The sequence below is a fragment of the Bacillus sp. MT94 genome (genome assembly GCF_058792475.1).
Genome location: NZ_JBXAEZ010000001.1, coordinates 164,681 through 182,262 on the forward strand (window position 1 = coordinate 164,681; position 17,582 = coordinate 182,262).

The following is a 17,582-nucleotide window of genomic DNA, read 5'->3' on the forward strand; positions in this document are numbered from 1 at the left end:
TAGACCCCTTTCCTATACATGAGATTTTAAGTATATGGAATAAATATCAAGAAATTGTGGAGTGATATGCATAATTTAGCGTGGAAGGGGCCCTAGTAATGAAAATTCTCCTTTTGCTATGAGTATAATTAATTGACGAAAAATTATAACAATAATAGAATGAATTGTATTGATGATTAGTTTCACAAGCATACATAGAATACTAGGGGGATTATTATGAAATCAACATTTTTTGCTCAAAATAGAGAAAGACTAACGAAAACATTACCTGATGAATCCGTTACGATTTTATTTGCGGGACAAGCACCGCATATGTCAGCTGATGCACATTATAAATTTGTACCGAATCGTAATTTTTACTACTTAACGGGAATCGATGAACCAAATGTTATTTTTATGCTGAAAAAGTTTGGGAATAGTGTAGAAGAGACACTTTTCATTGAAAAATCAGATCCAGTAATGGAAAAATGGGTTGGGAAGACAGTTTCTAGCGAAGAAGCAGAGGGAATTTCAGGTATAAAGAAAGTTTTATATTTAGATAGCTTTGAAAAAGCAGTATCAAATATACTCTTTACAGAAAATGCGAAGCATCTATATTTAGATATAGAACGTCGCGAGTGGAATGGTACGGAGACAAAAACATTAGCATTTGCTAAACATGTAAGAGAAAAATATCCACACGTAACAATTGGTAATGTATATCCGAACATTTGTGAATTACGAGTTTTTAAAACTGAGGAAGAAATTGAAATTATTAAAGAAGCGATTGCTATAACGAAAGACGGTATTTACAACGTACTTAAGCATGCAAAAGTAGACATGATGGAGTATGAATTAGAAGCTCAATTTGATTTTACACTGAAATCATCTGGCATTAAGCATCATGCGTTCAATACAATTTTGGCAAGTGGTAAAAATGCTACAGTTCTTCATTATGAAGATAATGATGCACAAATTCAAAATGGTGATTTAGTATTGCTAGATTTAGGTGCTCAAAAAGACTACTATAACGCTGATATTAGTTATACATTCCCGGCAAATGGAATATTCTCTAGTCGTCAAAAACAAATTTATAATATTGTATTAAAAGCATTAAAAGAAACAACAGAGATTATTAAGCCGGGATTAAAGTTCGCTGCATTAAATGAGCATACAAAAAAGGTACTGGCAGAAGAGTGTAAAGCAATTGGTTTAATTCAAGAAGATGAAGAGTTATCAAAATACTATTATCATGGTGTCAGCCATTTCCTTGGTTTAGATACACATGATGTAGGAACATATAAAGATAGAATGTTAGAAGAAGGTATGGTTATAACAATTGAACCTGGTCTTTATATTGAAGAAGAATCAATTGGAATTCGTATTGAAGATGACATTCTTGTAACGAAAGACGGGTATGAAAACTTGTCAAAAGATATCATTAGAGAAGTTGAAGAAATTGAAGAATTTATGAGTGTAAATAATGAACATGTAAAAGGAAACCAAGCTGTAGTTAAATAATAAAAGAGTCATCACTAATTTATTTGAACTTTATCTCGAATCGTGGACAATTAAAAAATCCATGATTCGGGATAGGGTTCTTTTCTTCGAAATACTAATCTTTAATTATTAATCCTAATAAAGTAGCAAACTGAACAGCTTGATATGTTGATACTTTACATCCTCTTAAATCGTTCACTGAAACTGTAAGTGTATCAAAGGTAGAAGAACTAATATCTATCCCCTTCAGTGATGTCTGATCAAAATTAGCTTCATCAAGACTACATAATTGGAATTCAACTTTTTTAAGTTTACAGTCAAAAAAATCTGCATTATTTAATGAAGTTTCATTAAATATAATTTTTTCTAGTTTAGAATTCCCAAATGCTGCTAAATTCAAAATTGAATTCTCAAATTTAACATTTCCTAAGCTAGATTCTGCAAAATTAACCCCGATTAATTTACTGTTTTTAAATTCGACTCTATGAACAGAAGAATTGCTTAAATTAACATTTGATAAATCGCAGTTTTCAAAACAAACATCTGTAATATCAATATTGCTAAAGTCTGTATTAGTGAATTTACAATTCTTTATCACTGCATCATACAATCGCACTCTATCTACAGATTCATTTTCGAAAGTGGAGTCTATAATTTCACACACTTCTAATGTTGGATCTTCTTCATAAAAAATATCTTGAAAATTCTTTGAAGATAACTCTGGTGAAATTTTTGGTCTATCAATTTTCATCGTATATCAATCCTCTTCTATTTGATATATTTGTGTAATTTGAGTCCATTGTCTGTAAAGAACATTAGTTCTTATTATACAAAAATCTAAGTTCTTTTGTGAAGAGCATTTTAGCTACATTTTTCTTATTTAATAATAGCAGTGTTATTGTTTCTTAAGAAATAACGTCAAAACAAATACGAGAACGGCTAATATAGTCGCTACAAGGAAAGCATTTTGTATTTCTAAAATATTCGCCTCTTGTAATGTCTCCGCTTTTAGTAATCTTCCAATTAGCTTACGTAAGATCTAATTACATCTCCTTATTTTCTTGAAAATCAACTTCTATAATGATTTTGAAAAAGAAAAAGGAGGGATTTTCCATGAAGCGATTTGTATTAGCAGCCATTACAGTCTCTGTAATATTTTTAATTGCTGCCTGTTCTGTGACGACAAATACAACAAATGATCATAAAAATATGAATGATAAAAAAACACTACAGACTGAAACAGCTACAACACCATTGAAGGTTGAAAAAGGACCAGAAGTTACTTTAATAGCGAAAGAAGAAAAGCAAAAATTAAGTAACGGTGTTATTGTTCCAGTCTGGACATTTAATGGCTCATCTCCTGGTCCAGAAATTCGGGTGAAAAAAGGTGAAAAGGTGAAAGTGACATTAAAAAATGAATTATCTGTACCAGTATCCATTCATTGGCATGGATATCCTGTCCCAAATAACATGGATGGAATTCCAGGCGTGACACAAGATGCAGTTGAACCAGGAAAAAGTTTCACTTACGAATTTGAAGCGAACGTACCAGGAACGTACTGGTATCACTCGCATCAAGATTCTGTAAATCAATTAGATAGAGGTTTGTATGGAGCGCTCATTGTAGAAGATACAAAGGAAAAATATGATAAAGATTACACATTAATGTTGGATGAATGGGTTACAGATAAAGAAGAAATTAAAAAGCAGTTAAAAGAAATGACAAAAGGGCAAATAGGTAATAAATCTAAAGGTGATGAAAATACGAAAAAGAATGACGATAAGAACGGCATGGATCATTCCGGTATGGACATGGGCAGTGATCAAAAAGACTCTGGCAATATGACAGGAATGGACCATGGAAATATGAAGATGGAAGGTCATGATATGAGTATGTATGATTTATTCACAATCAATGGAAAAAGCGGTGATTTAGTAGTGCCATTGAAAGTGAATAAGGGAGATAAAGTTCGTCTTCGACTTGTTAATGCTGGTTATCTATCACATGATATACATGTTCACGGTCATGATATAAAAGTAATTGCGACAGATGGTCAACCAATAAACAATCCAAAAGTTATAAAGGATAAAGTAATTTCAATCGCACCGGGTGAACGTTATGATATTGAATTTACTGCTAATAATCCTGGGAAGTGGTATGTTGAGGACCATTCAAAAAATAAAGGTGCAAAAGGAATGAAAGCTGTTATTGAGTATGATGGCAGCAAAGAGATGAAAGATAAAGCAGATGAAAAGGGAAAATTAGCGAAATTAGATATGACGAAATATGGTGCTAAAAAATTAGGTAGTTTCACGTTAAATCAAGAGTATACTGCCACATATAATATGGACTTAAATACGCAAATGAATGAAAATGAAATGGTATATACAATTAACGGAAAGGTATTTCCGGATATTGACCCAATTCAAGTAAAAAAGGGTGATTTAGTAAAAGTGAAATTGGTAAATCGTTCTAAAATGGATGATCACCCAATGCATTTACATGGTCACTTCTTCCAGGTGTTGAGTAAAGATGGAAAACCGATAGAAGGTTCTCCAATTGTAAAAGATACATTGAACTTAAAACCAGGAGAAGAATATGAAGTAGCCTTTGTAGCAGACAATCCCGGTGAGTGGATGTTCCACTGTCACGACCTACATCATGCTTCAGCAGGGATGGTAACGGAAGTGAACTATACAGATTATAAATCTGACTATGTTCCAAACCAAAACATTCCTAATAAGCCAGAATAATAGGAAGCAGTTATCCTATGGATAGCTGCTTATTCATTTTTGTTGCAAGTACTAATTTATATGTTGATTATGCCCAGGTGAAGGTGCAGGAGTATGATGTGGGAATGTCGCGAATACGGCAACTATAATTACTACACTAATTGAAAGTAATAACAAAAAACGCTGTTGGATAAAAGTAGAAAAGTTCTCCGATAACAATTGAATCACACAGGACATAGTAATCGTTATAGTAAGTAAAAGGCTAATGAACAATATACTATGAGCTTGTTGAGCGTTTAACATTTCTGTAATCATTGCTCCCATCATACTTGCCATTAATCCAGAGAACAGTCCTTCTAAAGCAGTATATAGGTGAAAACGTAGACCCACTAAAAAACCGATAAAACCACTAATTAAAATAGCAAGTAAAGTAGAATATAGTAATTCCCCCTTAAAGAGAATGCCTAAATAAAAACCAATACTTAAACCGATACTCATACTAAAAGACATAATAAATACCATATACTCCATTAGGGTACCCTTACGTTTAGAAATATTGGATGCAATAAGAATTGAGGTACAGCAAAGTGTTAAGGTAGTTAACGTATAAGCAAACATTATGATACCTCCTTGTCCTATCGTTCATTTCATCATATGTGTACTTATGATAATTTATATCTGCATATTATCTGCACAATTTCATAGATGTAAGCAAAGGAACGCTTGATTTTTTAGGGCGTCTTTTTTAATTGTAAGCATGTGAAAGAAATTGTTATATTATGAGTTTCTATTGTGAAGCCATAAAGAATAAGCGTATAATATTATAGGTCTCACATTTGCGAGACAAACCGCGAATGATAAATAAGATTGTTGTTTTATCATCGCTTCTAAACATATAGACAATGAAAGTAACACTGGAATACAGATAGGGAGTTATAAAATGAAATTAATTATTGCCGAGAAACCAGATCAAGGGTTGGCTCTTGTTTCACAGTTTAAATATCGCCGGAAAGATGGATATTTAGAAGTAGAAGCAAATGAGTTATTTCCAAATGGAGCGTACTGTACATGGGCAATTGGTCATTTAACGCAGTTATGTAATCCAGAGCATTATCACGCAGAGTGGAAAAAATGGTCACTTAATACATTACCGATGATTCCAGAGCGTTTTCAATTTGAAGTAACAAAGTCAAAGTATAAGCAATTTAACGTTGTGAAACAGCTGTTACATAATCCACAGGTAACAGAAATTATTCACGCAGGCGATGCTGGGCGTGAAGGGGAACTGATTGTACGAAATATTATTAATCTTTGTAACGTGCAAAAGCCGATGAAACGTCTATGGATTTCATCTTTAACGAAGCAAGCTATTTACCAAGGATTTAAAAATCTACTTGATGAATCAGATACAATTAATACGTATTACGAAGCATACACAAGATCTTGCGCTGACTGGGTTGTTGGTATGAATGCATCACGTGTCTTTAGTATTTTGTTAAAGAAAAAAGGAATGAATGATGTATTTTCTGCTGGTCGTGTCCAAACACCAACGTTAGCATTGATTGTAAAGCGAGAGAAAGAAATTGAAAACTTTAAGTCAGAGCCTTTCTGGGAAGTGTTTGCAACCTTTAATATAGAAGGAAAGAAATATGACGGAAAATGGGAAAAGGATAATGAATCCCGCTTAAAAGACCCTGATATGGCGAATAAAATTGCGGCATTTTGCCAAGGGAAACCGGCTGTTGTGAAGGAAATGAAAACGGAGCGTAAAGAGTTTCAGCCGCCGCTTTTATTTAACTTATCATCACTGCAAGCAACGGCAAATAAAGCCTTTAAGTTTTCACCGAAAAAGACGCTTGATATAACGCAAGCACTCTATCAAAAAGGGATTGTTTCTTATCCACGTTCAGATTCTAACTATGTTACACAAGGAGAAGCAGCGACGTTCCCTGATATTTTACAGAAGTTAAGTCAGTTTGATGAATATAAAGGCTTATTACCGGCTCCGGTTGAATCCATTATGAATAACAAGCGTTATGTAAATGAAAAGAAAGTAACAGATCACTACGCAATTATTCCGACAGAGCAAGTTACAAACCCAAGCAGACTATCAGGTGATGAAAAGAAAATATACGATATGATCGTAAGAAGGCTTATTGCAGCTCATTATGAAGTTGCAATCTTTGACTATACAACGATTGTAACGCTTGTAGATGAACGTGCTGAATTCATTTCAAAAGGAAAACAGCAAATTCAAGAAGGTTGGCGTAAAGTTATTTTCCAAGACGATAAAGATGACGAAACCATTCTTCCAATTGTAGCTGAAGGCGAAGAAGGAAAAGTTGTAAAGGTGAAAGTGAAAGAAGGAAAAACACAGCCACCGAAGCGCTATACAGAAGGACAACTTATTACGTTAATGAAAACAGCTGGTAAGTATTTAGAGAATGAAGAGCTGGAGAAAGTATTAAAGAAAACAGAAGGTTTAGGTACGGAAGCGACTCGCGCAGGTATTATTACGATGCTGAAAGACCGTAAGTATATAGATGTAAAGAAAAACCAAGTGTATGCGACTGATAAAGGAAAAGTATTAATTACCGCAATTGGTGATAAAATACTAGCTTCACCGGAAATGACTGCGAAATGGGAACAACGTCTTGCGGAAATTGGTGAAGGTACAGCTTCACCAGCTACATTTATGGAACAGACGAAAAAGCTATCAGCTAAAATTATTGAAGACGCAGTGGAAATGTCTGAGAAGTGGGATTTCACGGGACTACATGTTGAATCGATTGAACGGAAAGGATCGAAATTTACAACGGGTAAAAAGGTTGGTAGCTGTAAAAAATGTGATGGTGATGTAATTGATAAGTCAACGTTTTACGGTTGTTCTAACTATAATACAACGCAATGTGATTTCACCATTTCAAAGAAGATATTAAGTAAAACAATTTCGCAAAAGAATATGACAAAGCTCTTAAAAGGTGAAAAGACTGATTTAATTAAAGGTTTTAAAAAGGGCGAGAAAACGTTTGATGCGAAATTAGAGTGGAAAGATAATAAGATTAATTTTGTATTTGAGAATTAATTTGTTAAAAGAGCATGACATAAAACTGTCATGCTCTTTTGTTTTTCTTTTATTTAAAATTTAACGATAAAAAAAATCCTTTAAATAATAATTTTTTATTGTAAAACGATAAATTTTGTATTAAAATCAAATCATAATAAATGAGTGAGGTGCTTTTGTTAAAAGGTAACAACCTTATTTTTAAAATTAGAGGAGGTATAACTATGAACATTAACAATTTGATTGTTAAAAATATGGATAACCCCCATGAGTTGGAGAAGATGTATAGAAAAGATCCGAAAGCTTTTAAAAAAGCATTCTCACAAGCATGGGACCAAAACCCTGATTCCCAGGTTCTAGGTGCTTGGTATGAAAGGTTGCATTTCAAGGAGAAAGTAAATAAAGAAAGAACATCTTTGTTTCAAAAAGGTTTCTTATTCATGGGCCTTTTAGCTATTCTGGCCGGCATAAGCACCAGGATCATTTTCCACTTTGTTGAGCAGGAAGCAATTGCTCCAATTAACTTGGCTTTTGGTGTAATTCCCTTTATTGCTGCTTATTTTGTTTACAATAATACTCCAAAAAAAAGTATTATTTATTCCCTTGCAGCGTTGTTCCTTATTTCCGGGATGTATCTTAATACGTTGCCATTAAATTATAAAGACAGTACCATTCTTGCTTATTTACATCTTCCTATATTTTTATGGGTCTTAGTAGGGCTTGCGTTTACAGGAAATGAATATTCAAAAGGCAGTACAAGATTAGCCTATATAAAATTTAATTTAGAATATTGTCTTCTTTACGCCAGCATGGCAGTGAGCGGAATGATACTAGCAGTATTCACCATGCGTTTATTTAGCTTTGTTGACTTAGATATAGGAGAATTCTATTTTAGTAATGTTGTTTTATTTGGAGCAGCGGCTCTCGCTATTGTGGCTGCATACTTAGTATCAATGAATCTTAAGCTTGCTAAAAATATTACACCATACATATCTAAAATTTTTAGTCCTCTCGTCCTGATCACGTTGCTTATCTATCTTATAACGGTAATTTGGGTCGGGAAAAATCCGTTCTTGGATCGCAATTTCCTAATGGCCTTCAACGGAATCCTCCTTGGTGTATTGGCTGTTACCATATTTTCTATCGTTGAAAGTGACTCGGACGAGAAAAAGAATATTTCAGATTATATAAATTTTTCCTTAATTGTTCTGGCGCTTATTATTGACACTGTCGCATTGTCAGCCATAGTATTTAGACTTTCTTCTTACGGGATTACACCTAATAGACTTGCTGTTTTAGGAGTAAACATACTGATTTGGGCAAATCTCATTTGGATTATGTTTTCCTATATGCGTTTCTTGCAAAACAAATCAGGACCAAAAGCTATCCAAGATGCCGTTACGAAGTATTTGCCAATATACGGACTTTGGGCAGCTTTCGTTATATTTACGTTTCCTATCATTTTTAATTAGAAAGGATCTGTTAATGCGGGAGTGGTGAGGGCTAATAATCATTGGGGGATGAACAAAACCCCCAATGATTAAAGTTTCACTTTATTATAATTGGTATTATTATGTTTGTAGTTTTGGTAATTTCATTTGTAATGATAAATAAGAAATAAGTGTTGTATGTAATCTTTCCATAATAAAAAACGTCCCAAAATGGGACGTTTTTTATTATGCGTATTGCCGTTTTTTCTTAATAAGCAACAAAACTTGTGACACACAAGCTAGTACTGGTAACTCAATCAATGGTCCAATAACGAGTGCAAGTGCGATAAGAGGCTCATCTGGAAAAGCGGTCACAGCGATAGCGAGTGCAACAGGTGAGTTTCTTGCTAACGTTGTTAAGCTTAGACTTACTGTATCTTTGTAAGATAAATGCATCATGCGCCCGATAAATTGTCCTAGTAAAAAATTAATGATGAAGAACAATAGAACAGGGACGAGTAATAATAAAACAACATTCATATTTTGTAGTAAATATTTACCTTGTGATGCAAACATCGCTACTATTGCTAAACTTAAAAATACAATTTGAGCAGAGCTAAAAAACGGAATGAGTTTATTCTCGAGAGTTTCAGCTTTTTTTATTTTATTCATAATGAATTTTGTAGCGTGTGCAAGTATAAATGGTAAGACGATTACGATAACAATACTTTCTACTAAAACAGAAACCGCTACAGTTTTCATGACACCAGCAAATAAAAATAAATAAATGGGAAGGAGTAGAACTTGCAAAATTAAATTTACAGGTAAAATTGCAGTAGAAAGTGCTACATTACCTTTCGCTATTTCAGTAAAGATTAAGTACCAATCTGTACATGGAGTAACCATTAACATTATAAATCCAACCCAAAGTGCTGGATGATCGGAAAGAAATAGTGCCCCTAACCCCCAAGCGAGTAAAGGTGTCCATAAGAAGTTAATAGTAAGACTTGTTCCAGCAAATTTTAAATTGCGAAATCCTTTTTTTATTTCTTTTAATGGGATGCTGAGGAATAATCCATATAGCATGAAAAATAAGAAGGGGACAATAAATTTGTCTGAATACGTATGTATCATATTAAATTGTCCGAGTACGATGCCGCATGTAACAGCAAAAAGAATAATAAAAGTTTGAATCTTTTCTATAGTGCTCATGAATAAATCCTTTCTATATATGAATTTTCCTCTCTAAGTTTATTATACAAGTAATAAAGATGTATTTGGTGTTCAATTGTATTTTAGTTAATATTTTTAAATTGAGATTTTATTTTTTATTAAAAGTTACTTGACTAAAGTAAGTGACTATATTACAATCACTTACATAAGGTAATTAAATAACAAAAAGTTTCAGCGGCTTAACTTAAGGTATCTATTGGAACTTTTTCTTAGAATAAGAATTTTTATGATGATGAATAATGAATATGAAAAGAAAGATTAGGTGAAGAAAATGGGACTATTTAGCTCATTATTTGGTAAAAAAGAAGAAAATACGAATGTAGAGGGGAATAAAAAAATGTCAAAAGTATTATTTGTAAAAGCAAACGATCGTCCAGCGGAGCAAGCAGTTAGTTCAAAAATGTATGAAACATTTGTAAGTACTTATAAAGAAGCAAATCCAAATACAGAAATTACGGAATTAGATTTATTTGCATTAGATCTTCCTTATTACGGAAATATCGCGATTTCAGGTGGATATAAACGTAGCCAAGGCATGGAGTTAACAGCTGAAGAAGAGAAGGCAGTTGCTATAGTAGATCAATATTTAAATCAGTTTTTAGAAGCTGATAAGGTTGTATTTGCATTCCCATTATGGAACTTTACAGTACCAGCACCATTAATCACATATATTTCATACTTATCTCAAGCTGGAAAAACGTTTAAATATACAGAAAATGGCCCAGAAGGTTTAGTTGGTGGTAAAAAAGTAGTTGTGTTAGGTGCTCGTGGTTCAGATTACTCTTCAGAGCAAATGGCTCCTATGGAAATGGCAGTTAATTACGTAACAACTGTACTTGGATTCTGGGGAATTACAAATCCAGAGACAGTTGTAATTGAAGGGCACAATCAATATCCAGATCGTTCACAACAAATTGTTGAAGAAGGTCTAGAAAACGTTAAAAAAGTAGCAGCGAAATTTTAATTTATGATAGTAAATGGAAAAACCAACATGGATGACCGTGTTGGTTTTTTAGTCTATTTTTCATGTTAAAAAATGTATATTTATAAAATAAAAGAAAAGTTCGAAAATAGTATTGCAAAATATTATATAGCAAACTATAATGAATTCAAGAATAGTTGATACTTAAATTAAATATTCAGAAAATTCAATTAGTTAAAATTGGAAAATGAGATAAGGAAACTTGAATGGGGGTTATATTATGGCGAATAAAGTACCGTTTTCGTTCATAGTAGTTATTGGATTAATGTTATTTGCACTATTTTTTGGAGCGGGAAATTTAATTTTTCCAGCGATGCTTGGTCAATCAGCTGGAGAGAATGTATGGATTGCTAACGCTGGATTTTTAGTAACTGGTGTTGGATTACCATTACTAGGTGTACTAGCATTTGGTTTTTCAGGTAAAGATGATTTGCAGTCGTTAGCTAGTCGTGCTCACCCAGTGTTTGGGATTGTGTTTACAACAGTTTTATACTTAGCGATTGGTCCGTTATTTGCAATACCAAGAACAGGAAATGTTTCTTATGAAATTGGTCTTAAGCCGTTTATGCCAGAAGGAGTAGGTTCTACACCTTTAATTCTTTTCACAATTATATTCTTTAGTATCACTTGTTTTTTTTCGCTAAATCCCGCGAAAATTGTCGATATTGTTGGAAAAATCTTAACGCCAATTAAGTTGACTTTCATCGGTATTTTAGTAATCGTTGCTTTTATACATCCGATTGGAGATATGCAAGCACCAGTGGAAGCTTATACATCACATGCATTCTTTAAAGGATTCCAAGAAGGATACTTAACGATGGATACGCTAGCATCATTTGTATTCGGGATTATCATTATCAATGCTATTAAAGAAAAAGGTGCGAAAACGAAAACACAAATTATGGTCGTTTGTGCAAAAGCGACAATTATTGCAGCATCTATTTTAGCAATTATCTATACAGCACTTTCTTATATGGGTGCTTCAAGTGTTGCAAAGCTTGGACATTTAGAGAACGGCGGAGAAGTATTAGCGAAAGTTTCTAACTACTATTTCGGATCATATGGCGGAGTATTATTAGGATTAATGATTACAGTAGCTTGTTTAACAACTAGTGTGGGACTTGTATCAGCATGTTCTTCATTCTTCCATAAGTTATTCCCAAATGTTCCTTACAAAGCAATTGCAATTACGCTATGTGTATTTAGTGCAATTGTTGCAAACGTAGGATTAACACAATTGATCGCAGTTTCTGTTCCAGTATTAACAGCAATTTATCCACTAGCAATCGTATTGATTTTCTTAACATTCTTCCATTCATTATTTAAAGGAAGAGCTGAAGTTTATCAAGTAAGCTTAATCGTAACATTTATCATCAGCTTATTTGATGGATTAAGTGCAGCTGGAGTTAACATTGAAGTAGTAAGCCAAGTGTTCACTAAATTCCTTCCGATGCAGGAAGTAGGATTAGGCTGGATCTTCCCAGCGATTATCGGTGGATTTATCGGATATGGCATTAGCGTTGTAAAAGCAAAAAATCAAGTTCAACCAGCAACTAGAGCGGATAAGAAAATAGGTTAAATAAAAAAGTTATAGAACTTGTTTCTATAACTTTTTTTGTTACTATTGATAAGGATAGAAAAAATAAAGTAGTAGGGGAAATAAAATGAAAAAAACAATTGATCATATCGGCATCGCAGTTCGAGATATAGATAGTACGATACGTTTTTATGAAAATGTGTTACTAGGAACTTTAATAGATCGTTACGTAAGTGAAGCTCCTGGTGTGGAAAGCGAAGTAGCCATTCTTGAAGTGGATGGAGATAGAATTGAATTACTTGCACCGACGAATAATACGACGTCGCCCATTGCCAGATTCATCAAACAAAAAGGTAAAGGTGTACATCATGTTGCATATCGAGTAGATGATTTAGATGTAGCTTTAGAAGAGTTAAAGGAGCAAGGCATTCGAACGTTAGAGCATACACTTCGAATTAATAAACACGGCAGAAGATTAATTTATCTTAACCCAGCGGATACAGAAGGAACGATTATCGAGTATTGTGATTATCCGGAAGAGAAATAGAAGAAGGATATTTTTAAAAAGGTGTTACGTTATTACGTAACACCTTTTTATTTATGCATTTCACATTTTCTTCACAAATGATTCACGATAACTTTTCTTCTTTGATAACTTACATAAATATATTTTATGATATAATAACAATCGACTTTAAAAATGTAAGTTGTATCTATAGTGATAGTTACTATTATATTAGAAGTTTAGAGGTGGAAGAGAAATAAGAGTTATACTTTATAGAAGTTTATATTTAATCAGGTTAATATTTCGCCCGAGAATCAAACTTCGGAAGTTAAAGTAATGAAAATAGAGCGATGAGGAAGAAAGAAGTGAAATGAGTGTGAAAGTAATGAGAAGATTAGGGACATGGTTATTACTTGCATGTGTGCTTATCATATTGATACCGAAAAGTGCATCTGCTCATGCGTACGTTGTGAAATCAAACCCTATGGAAAATGAAACGTTGAAGAGAGCACCATCTGTTGTGAAAATTGAATTCGATGAGGACATACAAGTTTCACGTTTTAATACATTGTACGTGAGAGATACATCAGGTAAAAGAGTCGATTTAAAAGATGCTCATATTGATAAAAAAAATAAAAAACTATTAGAAGCCGGATTAAAAGAAAATCTCAAAAATGGTCTCTACTCTATTCAGTGGAAAGCTATTTCAGCTGATGGACATCCAATTCAAGGGGTTATTCCATTCCGTATTGGATTAGCAGAAGCGGGAACAGACGATGTACAAGTGGAAGAGATGGGGTATGTCCCGCAAATCGATATGATTATGGAACGTGGAATTTTATATGCGAGTTTCTCGCTATTTTTAGGAGTTCTCTTCTTTAATCTTATTATGTATAAAGGGAATGCAACCTCGGTTCGATCAAGGAGTAAGAACATAATATGGATCTCCTTATTTGGGATATTTATTAGCTTGTTATTCAACCTACCATTGCAAGCGAAAATAAATGCTGATGTTTCATGGCTAGAAGCATTCAATCCTTTACTATTAAAAGAAACATTACAGCTTTCTGTTTTTGGTTATGTATGGATTACTCAAATGGTTCTCATTAGTACGCTTATAATTGTTACGTATTTTGCGGTGAAGCATGAGAAGTTTTCGTCGTTTAAAGTATGGAGTATTCCAATACTATTGTTTATAGGGCTACTTGTTATGAAGGCCTTTAATAGTCACGCATACGGTTTAAAGTTTAAAAACATTGCTGTCGTTATGGATTTTCTACATTTATTCGCAGCTTCATTATGGGTGGGTGGTTTATCATCTATTATTCTTCTTTTACGTAATGAGGATAACAAGTGGCATATGTATTGGGATATGATTAAGCGTTTTTCACCGTGGGCAACAGGTGCTGTCATCGTGATTTTAATAACAGGCCTTTTTAACAGTACATTTTTTATTCCAACAATCCACTCGTTATTTGATACGAAGTATGGATTGGCTTTATTAACAAAGATACTTTTATTCATTTTCATGGGGATATTGGGAATTATTCATTATGTGAAAGGGAGAATGCGAGCACAGCAAGGATTAGGAGCTACGGTGAAAGTAGAGTTTGTCATTGGAATTATCATTTTCGTAATCGTAGCTTTTATGACAAACGTACAAACACCACCGATGCCTCCTACTGGACCATTTACAGAGAGTAAGCAATTAGATAATGGATATGAACTTACGCTAAATGTAAGTCCGAATAAGGTAGGTCAAAATAAATTCCATATTACACTAAAGGATGAAAAGGGACAGCCTATTACTGATATGGAACAAATGATATTGACGACTCAATCATTAGATATGAACATGGGAAACGGTTCATTTAAAGTTTCAGTAGTTTCACCGGGAGAATATGAAGCAGAAGGTACGTATATTAACATGACAGGAAACTGGAATATACATGTTCATGGATTAACAAAATCTCTTGATAGTTTCGATACAGATTTTAAATTTATTGTCGGTGGCAGATAAAAAGAAGCTATGTATGAAAAGGAGCTAATAGAAAATGAAACGTATAAAAAAATTAGGAACAACAATGATCGCAACAATTATTGCAATGGGGATTTTTTCGTTACCTGTTAGTGCTCACGTAACTGTGAAACCAGCAATTTCAGATGTTAACTCTTGGGAGACTTATACGATAAAAGTACCAGTTGAAAAAAATATGGCAACGACAAAAGTCACGCTGAAAATACCAGCTGGCGTCGAGTTTCAACAGTATGAACCAGTGCCAGGATGGAAAGTGGAAGAGAAAAAAGATACAGATGGAAAAGTTAAAACTGTAGTATGGGAAGCGACAGGAGAAGGGATTTTACCTGGTCAGTTTCAACGATTTACTTTCGTCGCTAAAAATCCAAATAAGGAACAAAAAATAGCTTGGGACGCATATCAACAATATAAAGATGGAGAAATTGTTGAATGGACAGGTGATGAAAAAGCTGAAAAACCGCATTCACTTACTACAATTGCAAAAGGTACGTCATTAACAGGAGAACATGGTGAAGTGTCTAGTGTAGAAAAGAATGAAGGTACTAGTAATATGCAATTGATAGCAATTGTCTTATCTATTTTGGCGATAGTATCGTCGGTAAGTGCGTGTGTTTTTGTAGTACGTCGTAAAAAGTAAAACGTAAGAAAGAGCCTACAAACAGTAGGCTCTTTCCCATATTTATTTCACTTCAACTTGCTGCCTTACAGCAAGTGTTTTCGGTTTTATATTTACAAAACAAATACTCACAACAATAAATAATAGTCCGATGAATAAGCTAATGGTAATAGCCTCATGTAAGAAAATTGAACTTACAATAATAGCTATTAGTGGAATGAGGAATGTATAAGCCCCAACTTTACTTGCTTCACCAGCTCCAACAAGTGTGAAGTATGCAAGCCACCCCATTGCAATAACGAAGAACGAAATAAAGAGAAGTACGCTAACAAATGGTATACTCCAAGCGATACTAGACCAGCTTTCAAACTCTGAACCAAATCCAATTAAGCAAAGGCCACCAATAATAAGCTGAAGTGTTACCATCCAAATGGCATTAACACGGTGACCAGTCTTCTTAATAAATACTGTGCCAAGTGCCCAGCCGATAGCGCATCCTAACGCGAGAAGGATTCCAATAATAGAAATATGTCCTGTTAAACTGCTAGAGCTAATAACACCTACACCAATAAATCCGAGAACAAGCCCGAAAATTTTCAAGCCGTACATTGATTCTTCAAGCCATATCCACGAGAAAATACCGAGTAAAACTGGTTGTAGAAATACAATGGCGGAAAATAACCCAGCAGGCATATATTGAAGGCCGACAGTTTGTAATCCGTAAAATATAATGATGTTAAGTAAAGAAGAAATAACGTATAAATGCCACGTTTCTTTTAAATGTAACTCTTTGTATTTCGGTAATGCGAACAGGAGTAAAATGAATCCTCCAATTAAAGTTCGAACGCCTGCAAATAAAACAGGTGGTGTATAATGCAGGGCAAACTTTGATAAAGGCCAATTGATTCCCCACATGAAAACGAGAAAGGTAAGGATTATGGCCGTCTTAGTTCGAGAAAGCTGTGTCACTGAAAGACCTCCTTGTTGTTATTCATTTCACTATGATATGATATCGACTGTAATAAATAAAATGAATCTTTTTTATGAGGAGTATAAGTGATTAGTTATGACCATTACACAACTGCAAGTATTAATAAAAACTGTTGAGTTAGGTAGTTTTACGAAAGCTGCCAGGGTATTAAATATGACGCAGCCAGCTGTTAGTCATGCGATTTCAAGTATTGAGTCAGAGTTAGGAGTTACTATTCTTATACGTGATAAACGAAAAGGGCTCCTCGTTACGGATGTAGGAAACAGGATTCTTGTACATATTAGAGAGATTTTGAACGGTGTAGAGAAGATTGAACAAGAAGTTGCGATGGAGAAAGGACACGAAGTTGGGACGATTCGAATTGGTAGTTTTCCGAGTGCTTCTGCACATTTCTTACCCAAAATGATAAACCTTTTTAAGGAGAAGTATCCGAAATTAGAAGTGGTTCTTTGTGAAGGAACGATTAAAGAAGTTGAAGATTGGTTAGTATCGAGGGTTATTGATATAGGAATTGTTATTTTGCCTAATAAAGATATGGAGATTGTTCCATTAACGAAGGGGAAAATGGTTGCTATCTTAAGAGAGGATCATCCTCTCTGTAAGAAGGACGCTCTTACAATTTGTGATTTAGAGAATGAACCGATCATATTATGTAAGGGCGGATACGAACCACCTATTATTGATATGTTTAAACAAGCAAACGTACCACTTCGGGCTGAGTATGTAATTTCGACAGTTACTACAGCTTTAAATATGATTCAAGAAGGATTAGGCATTGCAATATTAGCTGAATTATCTTTAACGAATTTACCAAAAAATGTGCAAACGAGAGAATTGGAACCACAAGTATGGAGAGAAATTGCTTTAGCTATTCCTTCATTAAAGGATTCTTCAATCGCTGTGCAGCTATTTATTGAAGAATTTCAATCGCTATTTGCAGAATAAAAAGAGGTGTCTCATATATCATAATGGGA

14 protein-coding genes are annotated in these 17,582 nt (G+C 33.9%); 10 read left to right on the plus strand and 4 right to left on the minus strand.

Annotated elements, in window-relative coordinates:
- Nucleotides 1-216 precede the first annotated feature (216 nt).
- Nucleotides 217-1,500, plus strand: a complete 1,284-nt coding sequence (locus AC1Q51_RS00765; protein ID WP_061660351.1) for an aminopeptidase P family protein — start codon at nucleotides 217-219, stop codon at nucleotides 1,498-1,500.
- A gap of 94 nt (nucleotides 1,501-1,594) precedes the next feature.
- On the opposite strand, the gene AC1Q51_RS00770 is transcribed toward AC1Q51_RS00765, so the two are convergent.
- Nucleotides 1,595-2,230: a pentapeptide repeat-containing protein gene (locus AC1Q51_RS00770; RefSeq protein ID WP_000687268.1), complete on the minus strand. Its 636-nt coding sequence runs from the start codon at nucleotides 2,228-2,230 to the stop codon at nucleotides 1,595-1,597.
- A gap of 362 nt (nucleotides 2,231-2,592) precedes the next feature.
- Here AC1Q51_RS00770 and AC1Q51_RS00775 point away from each other — a divergent pair, with 362 nt between their 5' ends.
- Nucleotides 2,593-4,233, plus strand: coding sequence for a multicopper oxidase family protein (locus AC1Q51_RS00775; RefSeq protein ID WP_090976169.1), 1,641 nt, complete (start codon nucleotides 2,593-2,595; stop codon nucleotides 4,231-4,233).
- A gap of 51 nt (nucleotides 4,234-4,284) precedes the next feature.
- On the opposite strand, the gene AC1Q51_RS00780 is transcribed toward AC1Q51_RS00775, so the two are convergent.
- Nucleotides 4,285-4,830 (minus strand): hypothetical protein, encoded by a 546-nt coding sequence (locus tag AC1Q51_RS00780; protein WP_000458530.1) that lies wholly within the window; start codon nucleotides 4,828-4,830, stop codon nucleotides 4,285-4,287.
- Nucleotides 4,831-5,152: 322 nt separating this feature from the next.
- Here AC1Q51_RS00780 and topB point away from each other — a divergent pair, with 322 nt between their 5' ends.
- Both topB and AC1Q51_RS00790 read left to right on the plus strand, forming a co-directional pair.
- The gene (gene topB / locus AC1Q51_RS00785; RefSeq protein WP_000766771.1) at nucleotides 5,153-7,297 is read left to right on the plus strand and encodes a DNA topoisomerase III; all 2,145 of its coding nucleotides are present in this window, start codon (nucleotides 5,153-5,155) and stop codon (nucleotides 7,295-7,297) included.
- Between the two features lie 203 nt (nucleotides 7,298-7,500).
- Nucleotides 7,501-8,748 (plus strand): DUF4153 domain-containing protein, encoded by a 1,248-nt coding sequence (locus tag AC1Q51_RS00790; RefSeq protein ID WP_097821604.1) that lies wholly within the window; start codon nucleotides 7,501-7,503, stop codon nucleotides 8,746-8,748.
- A 204-nt stretch (nucleotides 8,749-8,952) separates the two neighbouring features.
- Here the strand turns inward: AC1Q51_RS00790 and AC1Q51_RS00795 are convergent, their stop codons facing one another.
- Nucleotides 8,953-9,918 (minus strand): arsenic resistance protein, encoded by a 966-nt coding sequence (locus AC1Q51_RS00795; RefSeq protein ID WP_000103804.1) that lies wholly within the window; start codon nucleotides 9,916-9,918, stop codon nucleotides 8,953-8,955.
- Nucleotides 9,919-10,210: 292 nt separating this feature from the next.
- Between AC1Q51_RS00795 and AC1Q51_RS00800 the strand changes: the two genes are divergently transcribed.
- The 5 genes from AC1Q51_RS00800 to AC1Q51_RS00820 all read left to right on the plus strand — a co-directional run bounded on the left by AC1Q51_RS00800 (nucleotide 10,211) and on the right by AC1Q51_RS00820 (nucleotide 15,638).
- Nucleotides 10,211-10,903 carry an FMN-dependent NADH-azoreductase gene (locus AC1Q51_RS00800; RefSeq protein WP_087875201.1) on the plus strand — a complete coding sequence of 231 codons (693 nt, stop codon included), beginning with the start codon at nucleotides 10,211-10,213 and terminating at the stop codon, nucleotides 10,901-10,903.
- Nucleotides 10,904-11,141: 238 nt separating this feature from the next.
- On the plus strand, nucleotides 11,142-12,500 hold the full coding sequence (gene brnQ / locus AC1Q51_RS00805) for a branched-chain amino acid transport system II carrier protein (RefSeq protein ID WP_001284785.1): 1,359 nt from the start codon (nucleotides 11,142-11,144) through the stop codon (nucleotides 12,498-12,500).
- Nucleotides 12,501-12,585: 85 nt separating this feature from the next.
- Nucleotides 12,586-13,005 carry a VOC family protein gene (locus AC1Q51_RS00810; protein WP_000750850.1) on the plus strand — a complete coding sequence of 140 codons (420 nt, stop codon included), beginning with the start codon at nucleotides 12,586-12,588 and terminating at the stop codon, nucleotides 13,003-13,005.
- A 328-nt stretch (nucleotides 13,006-13,333) separates the two neighbouring features.
- Complete coding sequence (locus AC1Q51_RS00815; RefSeq protein ID WP_142317836.1) at nucleotides 13,334-14,983, plus strand: copper resistance CopC/CopD family protein; 1,650 nt, start codon at nucleotides 13,334-13,336, stop codon at nucleotides 14,981-14,983.
- 34 nt (nucleotides 14,984-15,017) lie between these two features.
- Entirely contained in the window at nucleotides 15,018-15,638 is a 621-nt protein-coding gene (locus AC1Q51_RS00820) for a YcnI family copper-binding membrane protein (protein ID WP_071714428.1), read from the plus strand.
- A 42-nt stretch (nucleotides 15,639-15,680) separates the two neighbouring features.
- On the opposite strand, the gene AC1Q51_RS00825 is transcribed toward AC1Q51_RS00820, so the two are convergent.
- Nucleotides 15,681-16,586, minus strand: a complete 906-nt coding sequence (locus AC1Q51_RS00825; protein ID WP_097821605.1) for a DMT family transporter — start codon at nucleotides 16,584-16,586, stop codon at nucleotides 15,681-15,683.
- A 97-nt stretch (nucleotides 16,587-16,683) separates the two neighbouring features.
- Between AC1Q51_RS00825 and AC1Q51_RS00830 the strand changes: the two genes are divergently transcribed.
- Nucleotides 16,684-17,553 carry a LysR family transcriptional regulator gene (locus tag AC1Q51_RS00830; protein ID WP_097821606.1) on the plus strand — a complete coding sequence of 290 codons (870 nt, stop codon included), beginning with the start codon at nucleotides 16,684-16,686 and terminating at the stop codon, nucleotides 17,551-17,553.
- The last annotated feature ends 29 nt before the right edge of the window (nucleotides 17,554-17,582 follow it).

What these genes read in the sequence shown, in the direction of transcription:
- AC1Q51_RS00765 (WP_061660351.1), top strand. Translation starts at nt 217, where the DNA reads ATGAAATCAACATTTTTTGCTCAAAATAGAGAAAGACTAACGAAAACA.
- AC1Q51_RS00770 (WP_000687268.1), bottom strand. Translation starts at nt 2,230, where the DNA reads ATGAAAATTGATAGACCAAAAATTTCACCAGAGTTATCTTCAAAGAAT.
- AC1Q51_RS00775 (WP_090976169.1), top strand. Translation starts at nt 2,593, where the DNA reads ATGAAGCGATTTGTATTAGCAGCCATTACAGTCTCTGTAATATTTTTA.
- AC1Q51_RS00780 (WP_000458530.1), bottom strand. Translation starts at nt 4,830, where the DNA reads ATGTTTGCTTATACGTTAACTACCTTAACACTTTGCTGTACCTCAATT.
- topB (WP_000766771.1), top strand. Translation starts at nt 5,153, where the DNA reads ATGAAATTAATTATTGCCGAGAAACCAGATCAAGGGTTGGCTCTTGTT.
- AC1Q51_RS00790 (WP_097821604.1), top strand. Translation starts at nt 7,501, where the DNA reads ATGAACATTAACAATTTGATTGTTAAAAATATGGATAACCCCCATGAG.
- AC1Q51_RS00795 (WP_000103804.1), bottom strand. Translation starts at nt 9,918, where the DNA reads ATGAGCACTATAGAAAAGATTCAAACTTTTATTATTCTTTTTGCTGTT.
- AC1Q51_RS00800 (WP_087875201.1), top strand. Translation starts at nt 10,211, where the DNA reads ATGGGACTATTTAGCTCATTATTTGGTAAAAAAGAAGAAAATACGAAT.
- brnQ (WP_001284785.1), top strand. Translation starts at nt 11,142, where the DNA reads ATGGCGAATAAAGTACCGTTTTCGTTCATAGTAGTTATTGGATTAATG.
- AC1Q51_RS00810 (WP_000750850.1), top strand. Translation starts at nt 12,586, where the DNA reads ATGAAAAAAACAATTGATCATATCGGCATCGCAGTTCGAGATATAGAT.
- AC1Q51_RS00815 (WP_142317836.1), top strand. Translation starts at nt 13,334, where the DNA reads ATGAGTGTGAAAGTAATGAGAAGATTAGGGACATGGTTATTACTTGCA.
- AC1Q51_RS00820 (WP_071714428.1), top strand. Translation starts at nt 15,018, where the DNA reads ATGAAACGTATAAAAAAATTAGGAACAACAATGATCGCAACAATTATT.
- AC1Q51_RS00830 (WP_097821606.1), top strand. Translation starts at nt 16,684, where the DNA reads ATGACCATTACACAACTGCAAGTATTAATAAAAACTGTTGAGTTAGGT.